The organism is Saccharolobus solfataricus (assembly GCF_900079115.1).
GTDB classification, from domain to species: domain Archaea; phylum Thermoproteota; class Thermoprotei_A; order Sulfolobales; family Sulfolobaceae; genus Saccharolobus; species Saccharolobus solfataricus.
In genome coordinates this window covers 2,967,333-2,985,380 of sequence record NZ_LT549890.1, presented here as the reverse complement: position 1 = coordinate 2,985,380, position 18,048 = coordinate 2,967,333, and the positions used below count along the sequence as shown (strand labels likewise).

The following is an 18,048-nucleotide window of genomic DNA, read 5'->3' as shown; positions in this document are numbered from 1 at the left end:
TACTATCATGGTTGATGTAATAGCTTTGGGAGAGCCTTTAATCCAATTTAACTCTTTTAACCCTGGTCCGTTGAGATTCGTAAACTATTTTGAAAAACATGTAGCAGGATCTGAGTTAAATTTCTGCATTGCTGTTGTTAGGAATCATTTATCATGTAGTTTAATAGCAAGAGTAGGGAATGATGAGTTTGGTAAGAACATTATAGAATATTCTAGAGCTCAAGGTATTGATACTAGCCATATAAAGGTTGATAACGAGTCTTTCACTGGGATATATTTCATACAAAGGGGTTATCCAATACCTATGAAAAGTGAACTGGTGTATTACAGAAAAGGTAGTGCAGGAAGTAGACTTTCTCCAGAAGATATTAATGAAAATTATGTTAGGAACTCTAGGTTAGTTCATTCCACTGGGATAACACTTGCCATAAGTGATAATGCCAAAGAGGCTGTGATTAAAGCGTTTGAGCTAGCAAAATCTAGAAGTCTTGATACTAATATCAGACCTAAACTTTGGAGCAGCCTTGAAAAAGCCAAGGAAACTATCCTTTCGATATTAAAAAAATACGATATTGAGGTACTAATAACTGATCCAGATGATACCAAAATTTTGCTAGATGTTACAGATCCAGACGAGGCATATAGGAAGTATAAGGAGCTTGGAGTTAAAGTCTTACTCTACAAATTAGGTTCTAAAGGGGCTATAGCATATAAAGATAACGTAAAGGCCTTTAAAGATGCCTATAAAGTTCCAGTTGAGGATCCAACTGGGGCTGGTGACGCCATGGCAGGGACATTTGTTTCCTTGTACTTGCAGGGAAAAGATATAGAATACTCGTTAGCTCATGGAATAGCAGCATCAACTTTAGTTATAACAGTGAGGGGAGATAATGAGCTGACGCCCACTCTTGAGGATGCCGAAAGATTTTTAAATGAGTTTAAAACGTAAAGTCTAACATTTAAATTTTTCCATTTATGAATATATATTATGGAGAAAACATCAGTGTTGATAAAGTCTAAGGAACTTATGGAAATCTATGAACTAAAGGATGGGGTGCCTTACTTTAAGACCTATCTATCGGGTCAGTGGATCAGTGGAGACGAGTGGCAAGATGTAATTAGTCCAATCGATTTAAATATTATAGGGAAAATTCCTAAATTAAACTGGAATCAAATAGATGATACCTTGGAGCATATATATAGAAAAGGAAGGTGGAGTATACGAGATACACCAGGTGAGAAAAGGTTAGATATATACAAGAAGATGGCGTCTTTGTTAGATAAATTTAAGGAAGATTTCGTTAATGTGCTAATGATTAATAATGGTAAAACTAAGTCTGCTGCAGAAGGCGAGGTTAAGGCTGCAATAGAAAGGTTACTACGAGCAGATCTAGATGTTAAAGAGACAAGAGGAGACTATGTACCCGGTGATTGGAGTTCAGAGACTTTGGAAACTGAAGCTGTTGTAAGAAAAGAGCCAGTGGGAGTTGTTCTTTCAATTGTTCCGTTTAATTATCCTCTATTTGATACTGTAAATAAAATAGTTTATACTACCGTAATTGGAAATGCGATAATTATTAAACCTCCGTCATCAACCCCATTACCTATCTTAATGTTAGCTAAGGTTATGGAATTAGCAAGTTTTCCTAAGGATTCGTTTGCGATTATTACAATACCCGGTAGGGATATGAATAAGGTGGTAGGAGATAAGAGGATTCAAGCTATATCATTAACTGGAAGTACTGAAACTGGAGAAGAAGTAGTAAGGAATGCAGGGATCAAACAATTCATAATGGAATTAGGTGGAGGAGACCCGGCTATTGTTTTGAGTGATGCGGACTTGGCGTGGGCTGCCCAGAGAATAGCAGCTGGAATAATAAGTTATACTGGTCAAAGATGTGATTCAGTGAAGTTAGTTCTAGTTGAAGAGGAAGTTTATGATACGCTTAAAGATTTGCTTATAAAGGAATTAACGAAATCCGTTAAGGTCGGAGACCCTAGAGATCCGTTAACCACTGTTGGGCCAGTCATAGATGTGAAAACAGTTGATGAATGGGAAAAGGCTATAAAAGATGCGGTAGAAAAAGGTGGGAAAATATTATTTGGAGGTAAGAGATTAGGTCCTACTTATATTGAACCAGTTTTAATAGAGGCACCAAAAGAGACCCTTAAGGACATGTACTTCTATAATAAGGAGGTATTTGCGTCCGCAGCGCTTTTAATTAAAGTTAAAAACATTGACGAGGCTTTAGAAATTTCCAATAGTAGAAAATATGGATTAGACGCGGCAATATTTGGAAAAGATATAAACAAGATTAGGAAGCTCCAAAGGTTCTTAGAAGTGGGTGCCATTTATATAAACGATTATCCTAGACATGGAATTGGCTATTTCCCGTTTGGCGGAAGGAAGGATTCTGGAATTGGCAGAGAGGGGATTGGGTATACAATTCAATATGTAACAGCTTACAAATCAATAGTCTATAATTATAAAGGGAAAGGTATTTGGGAATACTTGTAATTTTTTAATTATAGCTTATAGGGAAGTAAAACATAAATATTAATTAAGTTGGTGTGGTTTTTAATATTACAGCTGATAGTCTTACTTATTTTAGTTGCATTTTCAGCTACTTTAATGGCTAAGGGGACACGAGAATTAGAAAGGTCTTTCGGCAAAGGAATAGCGGGAGGGTTAATATTAGGTTTCATAAATGCATTGCCGGAAACTATTATTGTGATTCAAGCTGTCTTAAACGGTTTTTATGATATTGCGTTAGGTTCTGCTTTAGGTGGAAATATATTATTACTTACCTTAGGGATAGGGCTTATCTCTATTTTCTATTATCTGAAGTACAAGTCTAATATTATTACTCTAGATAGCGATATAAATATAGAATATAGTTCATTTCTTTTGGCGGTAATAATTTTAGGTATAGCAATTGTATATGGTAAGTTAAACTACTACATAGGACTCTTTTTGCTTTCTCCTTATATATACTATATTTATAGAAGATATAAAAATTATAGAGGTATATTAAAAAATGAAAAGAACAAGGGTAATGCAATAAAAGGATTAGCCTATGTTATGATAGGAGGTTTACCACTGATTTTTATATCCAAGTATCTAATTTCTACTATAAGCAGTATTGCCAGTGTGTTTAATGTCCAACCATTAATCCTAGCAATACTAATAACTCCTATTGCAGCAGAGTTAGAGGAAAATTTAACTGCAATAAAGTTGATATCCGATTCGCCATCAAGTGCAACTACAGCATTAATGAATTTTATAGGCAGTAAATTGGAAAACATGACGCTACTCTTAAGTATAATAGGTATTTCTCAGACAGTTAGTCTTAGACCATCACTTCTATACCTTTTATTAATACTAGCTACGAGTCTATTGGCTTTAGGAATAATAAAGGATAGAAACATAAAAGTCAAAGAGGGATTATCTCTCTTCGGAATCTATGCAATTCTAATCGCAATTCTACTAAGGTTTTCAGCTTAAAGGAATTTCGTCACATTTCAGGTACGGTCGCTCTCTTCACTCAAACTTAAATTCTGTATTTTCCTATTTAAAAAATAATGGTTCACGCTTGCACAAGAGACTGTTATGATACTTGTATATTTGACGATAATCATAAACCAATTGATACATTTCCTTTTAACGGGTTTACATGTTCTAGAGGTATAGCGGATTTAAAGAGAAACTCATTGAATAGAGTCGATAGCGTTTATATAGAAGGCAAATTAAGCAATATTGATGAAGCATTAGACTTAATAGTTAAGGAGATAAGAAAACGTAAAAAAGAGGAAATTCTTCACGTTGATTATGATGGAAACCAAGGTCTATTAACGTGGTATTACCCAGCAAGATTATGGAACGTAATAGGTGCAGCATCAACTGACTACTCAATATGTAGTTCAGAAGGTCATGAGGCAATTAAGTTACATTACGGTAATTCAATAGGCGCTTTACCAGAGGATTTTCTTAAGTACGAGTCGTTTGTCATATGGGGAAGTGAATTAGTATTTAGTTTCATCCATGGTTGGAATCTGATTAGAGATAAGTATAAGGCAACGATCGATGTTAGGATATCGGAAACCGCTAAGAGGAGTAATAAATACTATATTGTGAAACCTGGGAGTGACGTATATTTAGCAATAGGGATCATAAAGAGATTATTTGAGAGAAATTGGGCTGACTTATCACTCTTAGATGAGCCAGAGGAATTAAGGAACTATGTATACTCATTTAATGATGAAGAAATTGAAGAAGCTACTGGTCTGGATTCCTCAAAAATTGATGAGTTAGCTGAACTGTACTACTATAGAAGACCTTTAACAATTATTGGATTTGCGTTAGGTAGGAGCATAAATGGAGGTGACGCTATCTCATTAATCTCATTAATACCGGCATTAATTGGGATGAAAAAGGGGTTTTTCTACGCTAATTCTCAAGGACTCGGAATAGATTTTAAATATTTGCGAGGACTTCACAAATACTCTCCTTCAAGAATTGTAGGTATGGCTGAAGTTGGTAAGGAGATTGAAGAGGGTAAGATAACGTTTATGTTTGTTTGGAATTCTAACCCCTTACACTCATTACCAATGTCTGATAGAATCTATGATGCTGTAAAGGAGGGTAGGTTATTTCTAGTTGTACATGATCCATACTGGTCAGAAACTGCAAAGATAGCTAATGTAGTATTACCAGCTCCCACATATCTTGAGAAAGAGGACGTGGTTTACAGTTATTGGCACAATTATCTAGTTTTCAATAAGCCAATTCTACCAAAGAGAGGAATAACTGAAGTGGAATTAATGAGAATGTTGGCTATTAAACTAGAAATTAATGATAACGTAATTTTTGAGGATGAGTGGTTAGCTATTGGCAAAGCTACTGGAGTTAATATCACAGAGCTAAAGACTAAAGGGTTCGTAAAGTTATTACCAAGATATCCAGAGGGTAAGGTAAGAGTTAAACCACTTCCGGAGAAGTTCAGTAAACCTAGTGGAAATATTATTGTATTTTCCTCACATCCCAACTATACTAATAGTCAATTTAAGGAAGTTTATGGGAATAAGATGGTTATCGTTTATAACTCGGAATTTGATGGAATAGGATATTTATCAACGAATTACGGTAAGGTAAAGGTCATGTTTAAAAGAGACCCTTTAATCCCAAGAGGAGTTTTGTTTATTCCTAAATCTTTCTTGTTTGACCTTGACGGTAAGCCAATTAATAGTATTATAGGTTTTGCTAAGGGGAAATATGGTAATACTCCAATTATTAATACAGCTTCTGTGAAGATTATAAAAACTTGAAAGTAAGGGAGATTCAGATATCCATTGCAAATTTACTTTATTTCAAAGATTACTACGAATTTAATTGAATGAAGACGATTAACTAGTAGAGATGCATGACTACCAATATTAACATTTTTGCAACTGCATTATTTACAAATTACAATTCGCAAAAGACACTTGAATCGCCCGAAAGTAAATGATTTTAGTATTTTCCCTATGTAATTAGGAAGAGTGTTGTTATAACGAAGACCATATTTATCCTTATTATAACCTCTCCCTTGAATGAGTAGGGTGAGAGCTAATAGTTAGAATTTGAATGATATGCTTCAGATTATAAAATCTCGTAAACCTATAACTGCAATAATGAGTATCAATTGTCAATTATGTTTTTACCTTAAATTTCCCTCTTATGACTTCAATAATAAAAAATATAAGTAATTTTTATCAAAAAATTATTCAGGCGGTATTTCCTTAAATGCTAAATCTATATCAATACCTTTCCTTTTATGAACAATCTTTGATATGATGTATGCCAATGCACCAGCAATGAATGTCCCTACCACAAATATAGTCGTAATTAAGTTAGGTCCGCTAGAAGTCATGAATCCGAAATCTGGATTTGTTGCGGCCACATAGGTCAGATATGCGAAATAAGCAGCTGAAATTATACCAGCTATAGATAATACATAATTTCTATCCTTAGTTCCAAATGCAATACCAGCTATACTTACCACGAGAAAATATAAGCTTCCAAGTATCGTCGCACCATAGAGGGATATTGCTGCACCTATGGAGAATGCTGGAACTAAAAGTAATAGTAAAGTTAGTGAGAGATCGAATACGTGAGCGTATACTGGTGAGCCATGTTTATTAACCTCACTGAACTTAGTCGGTAAAACTCTATCGAAGGATAATGCAAAAACGTATCTGGCAAATACTATAACACCGTAAGCAAGTATGTATATGTTCCATACTATTAGCCCTAATGCGATTATCCATTGCAATATGGGATTTGAGGCTACAGCTATTGCTGCAGTCCAGAAGTTGTATAAGAAGGTTGGATAAGCCTCTAAATTGAAATTATAACCTCCAATTAAATCCATCTCAAGAAACGCTAATGTTACCAGTATTCCAGTGATTATTAGCGCTATCGGTAAGTTCCACTTTACGGTCTTCCTTCCCCTAAACTCAGCAGCAACTGCAGGTCCAGCTTGCATCCAAGGATATGTATATAATGCGAAGAATGGTAGGAGGAATAATGTAGCAGACCAAGATAGCGAAGAAGGCAAAAACGATCCTCTTGACGATGGAATAGTAATATTAAGGTTATTAGCGGTTATTAATGTCGAGAGTTTTGAGTAAAAGTCACTTGAATTTAGTGCTAGAACTATCATTGCTAAGATTAACGTCGCTATCGAAAATATTCCCAAAACTGACACTACTCTATACCCCCACTTAGCCCTAAATATGTTAAGTAGAATTATTACTACGAAAACCAACGCTGAAATTCCATAAATTATTAAGCTTTGTTGTAAGGTGGGTGTTACTACATATGGATCAACTATCACGTTGTTTGCTATGTTTAAGAGGATGGGAGAGTGTTGATATTCGCCTATTACTGTTAGGGCAGTGTTTATAGCAGAAGACGTAAAAAACGCTACAAGTGCGAAGTAAGCTGTAGACTCTATCATCAATGCTAAAGCCATTATGGATCCTAAACCGCCATTTAGGCTTCTCGAAATCCAAACGTAATCTCCACCAGTTCTCGGAATTTTTTCCGTTAAAAATACATAAATTAACAGTTGTGGTATAGCGAAGATGAAGCCTATTAATGAAGCCAGCCACAATACTCCTCCTTGTTGTACATATGGTGATATTGATTCAAATAATGCTACTCCAGCTGACATATTGCCTATATTGAGTGCAACTGCATCCCATAATGATACGTTCTTTATTAAACCAGAAGTCTCCCTTACGAATATTCTATTTTTGTTACTCACACGCTATCTTCTAAATTCCCCTATTTAAATTTACTTATCCATTGCAAAAGTATGATTAGATAATCGTTCATAATTTACTTAGACAAGTAAATGACATTAGAAGTATACTAATTAATAAATTTTATGCTCAAAATTAGTTGATCAGTCCCATGTAAGAGCCAAAACAACTGGGAACAAGAGATAAATATTATCTTTTATTCATATTAGCGATGATTATCAAAAAATCAGTAGTATTTGCCATAAGCATAACTCTATTCCATATAGGTTTGTTAATATCCAAACACCATAATTACAGGCCCTCCAGTTGTCCATTTTTAGTATATGTCCCCTTAACTTCCAATTTTATAATGGATGCAAAATGTAGGTACAACTTGCTAAAAATTCTAGAGTTAGTTCAAGAAGCAGAGGATGGCTTAACAGTAGAATATATATCTACTAAGCTAAATCTAAGTAGAAAATCTGTTAGGACGTATTTAAGTAAATTGGAGTCTAATGGATTAATAAAGCGTATCGACGATATATACAAGATAACTGAAGAGGGAAGAAAACTAATAGAGAGTCTGAAACTTAACGGTTTCTGAAAAGTGTTCTGTTATATTAAAAGATTAAAACCTATGAAGTAAAGTAGGGTTTATGAAGATAATATCTACAGAAAAAGTTCCGGATGAGTGTAAAAATATAATCAGTGTTAAAGATGAGAATATAACGGAAGAGGATTATAAAAATGCAGAGATCTTGCTAACGTGGCCTGGTAGAGTAAATAACGATCTGATAGGTAAGATGCCTAATCTTAAGGTAATACAAACGTTTTCGGCGGGAGTTGATGATTTAGACTTCTCTATAATTCCTTCTCATGTTAAAGTATTCTCAAATGCGGGTGCTTACTCTTTGTCTGTAGCTGAACACGCTTGGGCTCTAATTTTAGCATCAGCCAAAGGTGTAGGAACAAAAAAGAGGACTATAGTTTATGATGTTTCTGAAAAAACGTTGTTGATTTTAGGTGGTGGGGGGATAGGATCTGAAGTAGCAAGGATAGGTAAAACAGCATTTAGGAATTACGTAATAGGTATTTCCAGATCTTTCAAGAAACCTGAATGGTTTGACGAAAGGCATGGAATGACTATGCTAAGGGAGAAAATTGGAGAGGCTGATATAATTGTAGATACGCTACCTCTAAACAAACAAACTAGGGGTCTTTTAAGTTATGATCTACTTAAAGATATAAGGCGTAATGCCATAATTGTTAATGTTGGGAGAGGTGAGACTGTGGATGAAGAAGGTATTTATAAGTTACTTAAGGAGAGGCAAGACGTAAGGTTTGGGACTGATGTGTTTTGGAGAAAAAACGGTAAGGAGGATTTCTATAATACGAAGCTTTGGGAATTAGATAACTTTACTGGAACTCTACACACCGCTGGGGCTTATGGCAATGAGAGTATAATGAAGAGGGCAATGCTCATAGCTTGTTTAAATGTGAAAAAATATATAGATAGGGGAATTGCAGATAATGAAGTAAGAAGGGAAGATTATGTTTGATAAATCGGTAGATAAACAAATAGAGGACTGGTTAAGGGAATTAGGACTAGTTGCGAGTAGGCCACCCCAAGCTAAAGAATTCTTTCATGTCGTTGCTACTCCTCCGCAGGGTGGGCCTACTATTAGTGTAGTGAGAGTAAATGATAGTTCAAAATTTTATATTATAGCGATGGGAATAGGAATACACCCAACTCATGTCAGTGCTTTGATGGCTCTAAATAGAGAGGAAAGAATCAAATTTATAATAGATTTACAACTGGAAGCTTTACGCTATGGAGTGGATTTCGTAGCATTGCCTCCAAATCAAGAGATTCCTAATGTTATTCAAGTATCTAAACCAATATTTATAGACGGCTTAACTGCAAACGAATTTATCAATACTCTATTAAACGTGAGAAATGCTGGAGTTAGCATAATGTTGAAATTCACCCAAAGATTTGGTCCTTATGAACCTCAACAGCAAACTTCATTAAAATACACATGAGACTTTTTAATCCTCTTTTTATTTTAGATTATAACGTATGGAAGATGTGAAGAATGTTTTATGGAAGGTTCTAAATAATGAAGCACCATTAGTTGAAGATGATATAAAGATGTATCACATTAAGGAAGGGATATTGACAGAGGACGACCTAAAGAAGTGGAGGGAAGCCATTAGGCTAATCAGAGAGGCATATTATGATGCTTACAAAAATGAGAATGTTGCTGTAGAGAAAGTTAGGAAATCTCTAGAGATTATAAATTCTATTTCTCCTAAGAAACCGATGCCTCCTGAAATGAAAATACGATTTGAAGATTTAAAGAAAAATCTAGAGTTAGTTGTGAAAATAAATAAATAATTTTTCCCTTTATAATCTTTTGTAAAACGTATTTGATAGAATTGATGATGGTATATTTGAATATTTTTTCGTTAACCTATAAGCCACTTTTTAAATTGTTTAAGGGAAAGTCTTTTAAGCTTTCATGAAACTCTCTGCCCTAATTTAGGGAAACTTTTTAAACTTTTAGGATAGTAAAGCTTAAAGGGAGATATCATGGAACTCAAGAGAGCTGTTCTATCGTTCAAGGAGACTTACGCTCAAGCAATGGCAGTTACGGCACCCTTAGGTAGTGTAGTTTCTACAACTACAGCTGCAATATTATACGCTGGATCTTCAGTTATATTCACCACGTTTTTATCCTTAATAACAAGTGCCTTATGGATTTATACCTTGTCGATGTATACTAAAAAGTTAGCTTCTGCTGGAGGATATTATAACTTAAATTATGGAGCGTGGAGAAGTAAAAAACTTGCATTTTTGGAAGCACTTACTGAACTGGTAGCCTATACTCTTTTAAACGTTGTTAACGTAATCGCGGTTTATACAATATTATCAGCATTATCTGACATTTTAGGAGTCGTGATTCCAAATTATGTAATTTATTTTGTTATTGGCTTCAGTATAGCTTATCCTACATTAATTTCATTTACACACGTTAAAAAATTACTTGGATACGTTGTAACCATAAGTGCTACAGCTGAAGCAGCGTTATTAATTTCGTTATTCTTCTTATCGTTAAGTAAGGGTATTCATTTCGATTATTTCGTACCAAAATTTAAGAATTTCGGAGATTTGGCTACGGCATATGTATTAACTACCGTAAGTATATCCGGGGCTGGAGCTGCGACTTACCTAGGTGAAGAGACGAAGAAGCCTCATGAGAATATATCTAAGGGGATGTGGCTAGCCCTAATTATAGGCGGTGTCTCCATGTTTTTAGGAACTTACGCTATGATAGTATTGTGGCCTGGCACGATAAGTGGTTTGGCTAATTCGAATCAACCATTATTCGTAGAAATGATACAATATGGAATAATTGCGCTTTATATATCATTAACACTATCAATTAATAGTTTGTTAGCATCTAATATAGGGACCACGATAGGTGCAGCTAGAATCCTTTTTAATCTAGCAAGGGAAAATGCAGCACCTAAGATTTTTACAAAAGTTAATAGAAGTGGAGAACCATTGGTCGCAACTGCAGTAATCGGTATTTCAACAGCCATAATTACAGTATTATCTGTTTCAGTATTGGGTATCACCGGAGCTTTTACTGAAGTAGCTGCAGTTGAGGGAGTGTTGTGGCTCCTAGGTAGAATATTAGATGGCTTTGGAGCCCCAATCTTCTACTGGAGAATAAATAGTTTGGGAATAGGTAATGTAGTGATACCCCTTATAGCAACTATAATAAACTCTTGGGGGGATGCCCAATCTATACTGCAAATGGATATTGTTCAGCTTTTAATGATCACTGTATTTGCTAGTATTGTGGTTTCATGGTATGTATTGAAAGCTAGAAAGGGGTTCCCGGGAACACTAGTGGTTGATGAGAATAATAATGTAGTAACTATAGATGAATACCTCAAAAAGATAAAAGCCGTAAATGCTCATTAATGTATTTCCTTAACGGTTTGTTTATCCGTCTTATTTTTATAAACTTTTTAATATCCACGATAGAAATTTTAAAATACTGTACATAGAGAATTATTTATATGAAAGTAGTTATAGGTTATGATGGTTCAGATCACGCTAAAAAGGCCTTATTTTTCACACTAAATCTAATTAAGAAGGAAGACGAAATACACCTAGTTACAATAGTAAAGGAAGCACCCAGAAGTCCAGAACAAGTTATAATACAAAGTGAGCAAAGAGCGAAGCAGATGCAAGATGAGGTAGTAAATGAACTTGGTGATTATAAAATAGTGCAAAAAATTTTGGAGAGTAATGAGGTAGCCGACTCGATATTACAGTATTGTAATAATATAGGATGTGGTCTCATAGTAACTGGTAGTAGAGGACTTACTGGAATTAAGAAGGCGATATTAGGGAGCGTTTCGAGTGCTTTAGTATCAAAGTCCAATGTTCCAGTTTTAGTCGTTAAATGAGCTCCTCAATAACAGTATTTATACTCTAAAGTAGAAAAACTCCTTTATTTCCTTACTAGTTGGTCTTTTATTAGGATCCGGATCTACCATTTTTGATATGAAGAGATAAGTATTTTTATCCACGTATTTTCTTAACAAATCCAAGTTTCTCGTACTATATAAAGAATTGTCTAAGTATCTAATATCCTTATTAGCTTCAAATTTATCCATAGCCTCAATCATAACGTTGGTATTTAATGTTACGCCAGTTAGTAATTTGTACACTGTAGCGCCTAATGCGTATATATCGGCCATTGGAGAAACCCCTCCAAATGCAGTAGACTTAACAAGGTCGAATGATACATACGCAGGGGTATAGCTAAATGGCTTTTCCCCGGCCTTTACTGCAGAACCTAAATCCGCCAACTTTACTATTATCTTTCCATTCTTGAGGTTATCATAGGCTAACCTGGCATTTGGAGGTAATTTTTCGTTAAATAATACATTTTGAGGTTTTACATCACAGTGAACATATCCCTCAGAATGTATAGTCTCTAGTGCTTCAGCAATCCTAGCTGTAGTAATAAACACTATTTTCTTCCAATATTCACTTTTTACTAACTCTTTAACGTTTATTACATCGTTTATAGATCCACCTTTCATCAATTCAATAACCAACATTGGTGGTTTATTATAGTAAATTTCTGGATTTCCTCCTAAGATTTCTTTTACATCAAGCTGATCAGCATATATTGCGTATAATCTAACTATGTAGGGAGATTTGTTAGAAAGTTCAATTAATTTGGACGATTCACCGACTAAATCCATTACATTGTTTAAGTAATTTATTAACGGTATCTTGAGAGCATAAAAATTCCCATCCTTTTCACCTTTTAGTATATAGCTTGTACCACCAACTCCAATTATGTCAACAATATTATAATTATATATCTCCTTTCCTACCCATACTTTAGGATCCCAGTTCTTCATATCTAAAATTGGTTTAGTCTGCTCACAAGCTTTCTTATACCCCTTTTTACATGCTAATTCTAATAGCTCTTTCTTTCTGCTCGATAATAACGCTAACGAATATAACATCTCTGGTGACATTTTATCTACATACCTTTCAGCAACACTTCGAGCTAGGCTATTATTTATAACTAGATTAAAATTTTGCATATCATTCTGGTTTATAGTGCATAATACCACTTTGTCTAAACAATGTTGTGGAATGTAAACCATATATTTTTTGTAAATTTGAATAACATCCTTACACTCACTTCTTTGAATATCATTACATAATTTCTGGTCAAGTTTTAGGTCATAATCACTACTAGGTATTCCTTTGCTCGGAAGTAAGTTTAGTAATACTATGGCTAATCCTACTATAATGAATATGGGATTTATTGATAAAGGAAAGAATCCATTAATACCGTAAACTACTAACGGAATACCTACTGGATAAGTAAGATATGAGATACCTTTCACTTTTCTATCTCTGTTACCTAATACTATGATAAGGGAGGACAATCCAATTCCAATCAAGGAAAGAATAGATGATAAGTTAATGAAATGCGCATATACGAAGTAAATTAGTGTTAAAATGCCGAGTATTATATACACAGTTCCTTTTACTCCTTTTCTTGAAGCCAATTGAGTCTCAATGATCCCTCCAGTAATTAATAGTATTTTATTTGTAAGAGGTAAAGGAGTAATAAGGGATAGGTAGAACAATATGACGGCGAATGTTAGTGCAAATGGTTTTTCTATCATAATTCTGTCGGTAAACGCGTATGTGATGGCAAAAAAACCAAAAAAGATTAATACAAATACTTCTAAGGACTTGATTTCAAGAAAATGATATTCCCTAATTAAAGAGAAAATTCCGTAAAATAATGCTATAAATCCTAGAAATCCAGCAATGTATTGTAACAGATTAATCTTCATGGTATTACTCTTTTACTCATAACGTTTAAAATATTTAGCCCAATATAGGTATTATGAGAAGATTATCACTACTCACGTTAACTCTTCTTTTCCTTACGCCTTTAATGTCACATGGTAATGTTGTTATAGTTAACTATTCTTCGTATCAAATTCACGGCTCAGAGATCCTTTACTCTTATTCCAATTCCTCATACCTTATACAAGAGAAGCTAACTCCAATAAATATAACTTCAGTTAATTATATACTCCAGATATCATATTTCCCAAATTGGACTTTGGATATTTCGACAAACTTACCTAATATATTCTCAATATTTGTAGGCAATTATTTAATATGGAGTGGTTTCGAAACAAATGGTCTTACTGCGTCATTTCTTATCCCTTATATGAATCCTCTGAATTTAACAATATGGGTAATGAACTATCCTAATCCAATTCCTTTAAATACAATAATACCAATGGGAGAAGAAGTTGTTCTCCATAATGGAGAAATCAGTAATTTATATATTTTTAAGACTGAAATCTTAAAAACAATAAAGCTAAACACCACTCTACCGTCTTTTTTCTCTTATCCCTCATATTATATACTCACTTACAACTACACTTACGCACCGGTCACGGTATTTAACTCCTCGGAAGGTCAAATTGACATAATTAGAGGCATTAATGGTATAACTGTCTTAGAGGTTGGATTAGTACATTTTAACAATCTTACATTTTACGTCTATAATATCTCGAATCAACGAGTATATCCTGCTGTTGAAATTGTCAAAAATCTTGTAATAACTACTAAAGGAGTAGAAACGCCATTTATAGCGTTATCCTCGTTAATCGAAGACAATTTATCGCTTGTAATTGTTAACTCAACCGCTGCGTTAATAATAGTTAACAAAAGTATAACTTATATGCCAATTCACGATGTAACAATAGAAGAACCTAGTTTCATTTTTATGCAAGGCAAATTCTTCTTAGGCTACTCAATTTTTGTCAACAATCCCGGAATTTATCGCTTCAGCGGGCACTATAATCTGTTTAATGCTCCATATGTGACTACTAAGGGATCTACATACTTCATAACTTTCGACAAGGGATATTATTTTGCTTTGCCTCGATCCTTATCGCTAAGTATAAACCCCATACCGTTCCTTTTTGCAGCTATTATATCTTCTCTATTAACTATTCTAATTTTGCTTATAAATAAGATATTCCGCTAGAGATTTTTAATTTTGCTTACTAATATTTAAGCAAAGAAGGGTACTATATAGATTCTATAGTTGACAATAGATTATATTTATTTTATAGGTAAAGTATATAATAGAAGAAGCCTATAGAAGCATGAAGGAGAATGGATAAAGGAATTTCAAAAACACCCTTTGGATCTATAGATTCGTTGAAGTTAACTTTCAATCATATAAAAGTCTGGTATACTTCAGGTATGGGATTTTTTACTGATGCCTATGATTTATTCATAATAAGTGCGATTCTAGATGTTTTATTACAGTTACATGACCCTAATTTCCCACTTAATAGCGTAACAGAAGGTCTTTTAGCGTCTTCAGCATTATGGGCTGCAATAATCGGGCAATTAGTATTTGGTTTTCTAGGTGACAAAATAGGAAGGAAGGCAATATATGGGGTTGAGGCAATTTTAATGACAGTAGGTGCTTTACTCTCCGCACTCTCTCCTAATATATATTGGCTTATAATTTTCAGATCAATTATGGGTTTAGGGATAGGTGGGGATTATCCAATCTCTGCCACCATAATGAGTGAATACGCTAATGTTAAAGATAGGGGTAAGCTGATAGCTTTAGTTTTTGCAAATCAAGGATTAGGTTCTTTAGCTGCAGTTTCAGTTGGTATTGGTTCTGTTCTAGCGTTTCCCTTAGATATTTCTTGGAGAGTAATGGCAGCCATAGGTGCAATACCGGCTGCGACTGTAATCTACCTTAGAAGAAAAACACCAGAAACTCCTAGATATTCAATGTTGGTGAAAGGTAATGTTCAAGAGGCTAAGAAAGCTGCTGAGTTCCTGGGTGCAAAAATTGAAGAAAAGAGAGCTTATTCGAAACCATTATCATTGTCAGAATTCCTCTCCAAGTATTGGTTAATACTTATTGGAACTGCGGTTCCGTGGTTTATTCTCGATATAGCTTTCTATGGAACTGGTATATACTCTGGTGCAATAACTCAATTGATATTAGGAAAACCTACTAGTATAGCAAATTTAATATTGGAACAAGGTTTACCATATATGGTAGGATTTTTCGGTTACTTTACTGCAGTAGCATTAATGGACAAATTAGGGAGAAAAATCATACAGTTGCAAGGTTTTATATTAATGACTATAATTTACGCAGTTGTTTCTTCGTTCCTAATAGTTAGTGGAACTAAAGTAGTTGGTTTGACAATTCCAGCTGGAATTGGATTCTTGATATATGCACTATCATTCTTCTTCATAGACTTTGGTCCTAATACTACGACTTTTATACTGCCAGCTGAAGCTTATCCAACTAGGGCTAGAACTACTGGCCATGGAATTAGTGCGGCTTCAGGCAAATTAGGGGCAGCAATAACTACTTACCTATTCCCTTCACTTTTAGCCTCAATGGGAATAAAGAATATTTTACTAATGCTTTCTGCGCTATCACTAGTAGGCGCAATTGTGACAATAATAGCTGTTAAAGAAACTAAGGGCAAAAGTTTAGAGGAAATAAGCAAGGAAGAGGTAATTGTTCAAGAAGAACAATTCTCGACATAAAAAAGTAGGTTTTATATTTTTACAATAAGCTTGGATTAAGTGCTTGAATATTATTCCTTAGAAAGTGTAATAATTCAGAATTTGGAAGAGATATATTACAAAATATTTTCTTCCTCACGAGGAAGTTTTTCATGTTACAAAGGGTGAAAGAATAGAAGTTTATTTTGACTAATAGTATGAATTTGGACAACAATTTCAGTAATAGAGTATAAATCATACAAAGTATTAGATGATTTTCAATCCAGCATACGAGTTAACCATTAACAGAGAAGATGTTGCTATTTTTAAACTATCTTTCAGAAATTTTGTTATATAATTGAAGTATTTAACGAAGTGGTATTAGAGGAGTTTAAACTAAATTTTAAATGAAAACTCTTGTCCATACTCAATGGTATTGTACGTAAGTTTTCTAAGGAAATTATTGGATTTTAGGGTGAAAAAGTTTTGCTATTTACTCTAAAAGATTTCTATCTATCCTGCTTTGTTGAATACTTCAATTTTCTAAGATGTTAAGCTTATCAATTTTTCTTAAATCCGAAATCAAGCCTTGATTTAAAAATAAACTCCACGTTAACTCAGATAAAAATTGAAGAGATCCACAAAGCATATCTACCCTTATGTTATAATCGGACCCATAATTTAATCAGCGGATAGTGCAGAGTCGTAAGCAATAAGGATATGGCCCAAACTGAGACAAGACATGGAAAGAAAAAATGTGCTGTAGCAATATCATTTATATAATAAGATTAATACGAGAAAACTTATTATTCACAAAAATTTTTATATGAGAATCATCACACTCTAACGTAATGCCAATTAAGGGAAAAAGGAAGTATAAGGTGGAATTTGATGACTATACATTGACTTCAGTAAATGGAGAAATATCGCTAATTAACGAATTAGGTTCGAAGGTAGATTTTTCGAAGCTGGAAATAGGGGATTTTTTAGCCAATAAGATAAATTCGGATCGCTATTTTTATTATAAAATAATTCCACTATCTAAATACTCCGATATTGTAACTTATAGTCTAATCGATAGTATAGTAAAAGTGGGTGGTTTTTATGGAGATTTATTGGAAGCTTGCTATTTGAAAGATAGTAAAAGTGGTAGTGCAGACTATAATTATTTAAAATATGCCTTTGATAAGATTTCTATACTTAACATAAAAATATATGATACGATATCTGATGAAGCAGTAAAGAAGCTCATAGATATATATGGATGGGACTTCATAAAGATATATGAAAATTTAAGAAGCCTATTTAGAGTGTCAGCAGAAAAAGCCTACAATAAAGTAATCGAAAAATTAGATAGTAGAAAAGAATTGGACGCCTTCATGGTTTATATCATATATTCTTACAATAAGAACAAGGCTAAGGAAATTCTAGAAAAAACTGTAATTACACCAAATTTAGATTACGATTATGAGTATATTATCCCAAGATGGGGGCTAGTAGGAATAGATGATAACATTATAAAAATGTTTAACGAAGTGGGAGTTAATGTTCATAAAGATTCGCTTAGATTCAATGAAATTAAAATTCTTCTAACAAAAATAAATAATGAGAAAGTTAAATTAATTAGCTAGATA

The 18,048-nt window shown here is 33.9% G+C and carries 15 protein-coding genes; 13 read left to right on the top strand and 2 right to left on the bottom strand.

Translation table 11 applies throughout. From position 1 onward, the window contains the following. The first annotated feature begins 7 nt into the window (after positions 1-7). The 4 genes from kdgK to SSOP1_RS15725 all read left to right on the top strand — a co-directional run bounded on the left by kdgK (position 8) and on the right by SSOP1_RS15725 (position 5,325). Entirely contained in the window at positions 8-949 is a 942-nt protein-coding gene (kdgK, locus tag SSOP1_RS15740) for a bifunctional 2-dehydro-3-deoxygluconokinase/2-dehydro-3-deoxygalactonokinase (protein ID WP_009991690.1), read from the top strand. Between the two features lie 39 nt (positions 950-988). Further along, positions 989-2,518 (top strand): NADP-dependent glyceraldehyde-3-phosphate dehydrogenase, encoded by a 1,530-nt coding sequence (gapN, locus tag SSOP1_RS15735; protein ID WP_009991691.1) that lies wholly within the window; start codon positions 989-991, stop codon positions 2,516-2,518. A 48-nt stretch (positions 2,519-2,566) separates the two neighbouring features. Beyond that, complete coding sequence (locus SSOP1_RS15730) at positions 2,567-3,505, top strand: sodium:calcium antiporter (RefSeq protein WP_009991692.1); 939 nt, start codon at positions 2,567-2,569, stop codon at positions 3,503-3,505. Between the two features lie 77 nt (positions 3,506-3,582). Next, a complete protein-coding gene (locus tag SSOP1_RS15725) occupies positions 3,583-5,325 on the top strand; it encodes a molybdopterin-dependent oxidoreductase (protein WP_009991694.1) in 1,743 nt (580 codons plus the stop codon). Positions 5,326-5,759: 434 nt separating this feature from the next. On the opposite strand, the gene SSOP1_RS15720 is transcribed toward SSOP1_RS15725, so the two are convergent. Next, on the bottom strand, positions 5,760-7,307 hold the full coding sequence (locus SSOP1_RS15720) for an APC family permease (protein WP_009991697.1): 1,548 nt from the start codon (positions 7,305-7,307) through the stop codon (positions 5,760-5,762). Between the two features lie 209 nt (positions 7,308-7,516). Between SSOP1_RS15720 and SSOP1_RS15715 the strand changes: the two genes are divergently transcribed. From SSOP1_RS15715 to SSOP1_RS15690, 6 genes are all read left to right on the top strand, one after another. Next, positions 7,517-7,888 carry a winged helix-turn-helix domain-containing protein gene (locus SSOP1_RS15715; protein ID WP_009991699.1) on the top strand — a complete coding sequence of 124 codons (372 nt, stop codon included), beginning with the start codon at positions 7,517-7,519 and terminating at the stop codon, positions 7,886-7,888. 52 nt (positions 7,889-7,940) lie between these two features. Beyond that, positions 7,941-8,843: a glycolate dehydrogenase gene (locus tag SSOP1_RS15710; protein ID WP_009991700.1), complete on the top strand. Its 903-nt coding sequence runs from the start codon at positions 7,941-7,943 to the stop codon at positions 8,841-8,843. After that, complete coding sequence (locus tag SSOP1_RS15705; RefSeq protein WP_009991702.1) at positions 8,836-9,327, top strand: DUF2299 domain-containing protein; 492 nt, start codon at positions 8,836-8,838, stop codon at positions 9,325-9,327. Before SSOP1_RS15710 ends, SSOP1_RS15705 begins: the two co-directional genes overlap by 8 nt. Positions 9,328-9,364: 37 nt before the next feature. Next, positions 9,365-9,682, top strand: a complete 318-nt coding sequence (locus SSOP1_RS15700) for a hypothetical protein (RefSeq protein ID WP_009991703.1) — start codon at positions 9,365-9,367, stop codon at positions 9,680-9,682. 195 nt (positions 9,683-9,877) lie between these two features. Then, entirely contained in the window at positions 9,878-11,278 is a 1,401-nt protein-coding gene (locus tag SSOP1_RS15695; RefSeq protein ID WP_009991704.1) for an APC family permease, read from the top strand. A gap of 98 nt (positions 11,279-11,376) precedes the next feature. Beyond that, positions 11,377-11,769 (top strand): universal stress protein, encoded by a 393-nt coding sequence (locus SSOP1_RS15690; RefSeq protein WP_009991706.1) that lies wholly within the window; start codon positions 11,377-11,379, stop codon positions 11,767-11,769. A gap of 18 nt (positions 11,770-11,787) precedes the next feature. On the opposite strand, the gene SSOP1_RS15685 is transcribed toward SSOP1_RS15690, so the two are convergent. Then, positions 11,788-13,695 carry a serine/threonine-protein kinase gene (locus tag SSOP1_RS15685; RefSeq protein ID WP_009991707.1) on the bottom strand — a complete coding sequence of 636 codons (1,908 nt, stop codon included), beginning with the start codon at positions 13,693-13,695 and terminating at the stop codon, positions 11,788-11,790. Positions 13,696-13,748: 53 nt separating this feature from the next. Here SSOP1_RS15685 and SSOP1_RS15680 point away from each other — a divergent pair, with 53 nt between their 5' ends. The 3 genes from SSOP1_RS15680 (at position 13,749) to SSOP1_RS15670 (ending at position 18,045) form a co-directional block, all read left to right on the top strand. Then, positions 13,749-14,909 (top strand): hypothetical protein, encoded by a 1,161-nt coding sequence (locus tag SSOP1_RS15680; protein ID WP_009991710.1) that lies wholly within the window; start codon positions 13,749-13,751, stop codon positions 14,907-14,909. A gap of 131 nt (positions 14,910-15,040) precedes the next feature. Beyond that, positions 15,041-16,456, top strand: a complete 1,416-nt coding sequence (locus tag SSOP1_RS15675) for an MFS transporter (RefSeq protein WP_009991711.1) — start codon at positions 15,041-15,043, stop codon at positions 16,454-16,456. 809 nt (positions 16,457-17,265) lie between these two features. Beyond that, positions 17,266-18,045 (top strand): hypothetical protein, encoded by a 780-nt coding sequence (locus SSOP1_RS15670; protein ID WP_009991712.1) that lies wholly within the window; start codon positions 17,266-17,268, stop codon positions 18,043-18,045. Positions 18,046-18,048 lie beyond the last annotated feature (3 nt).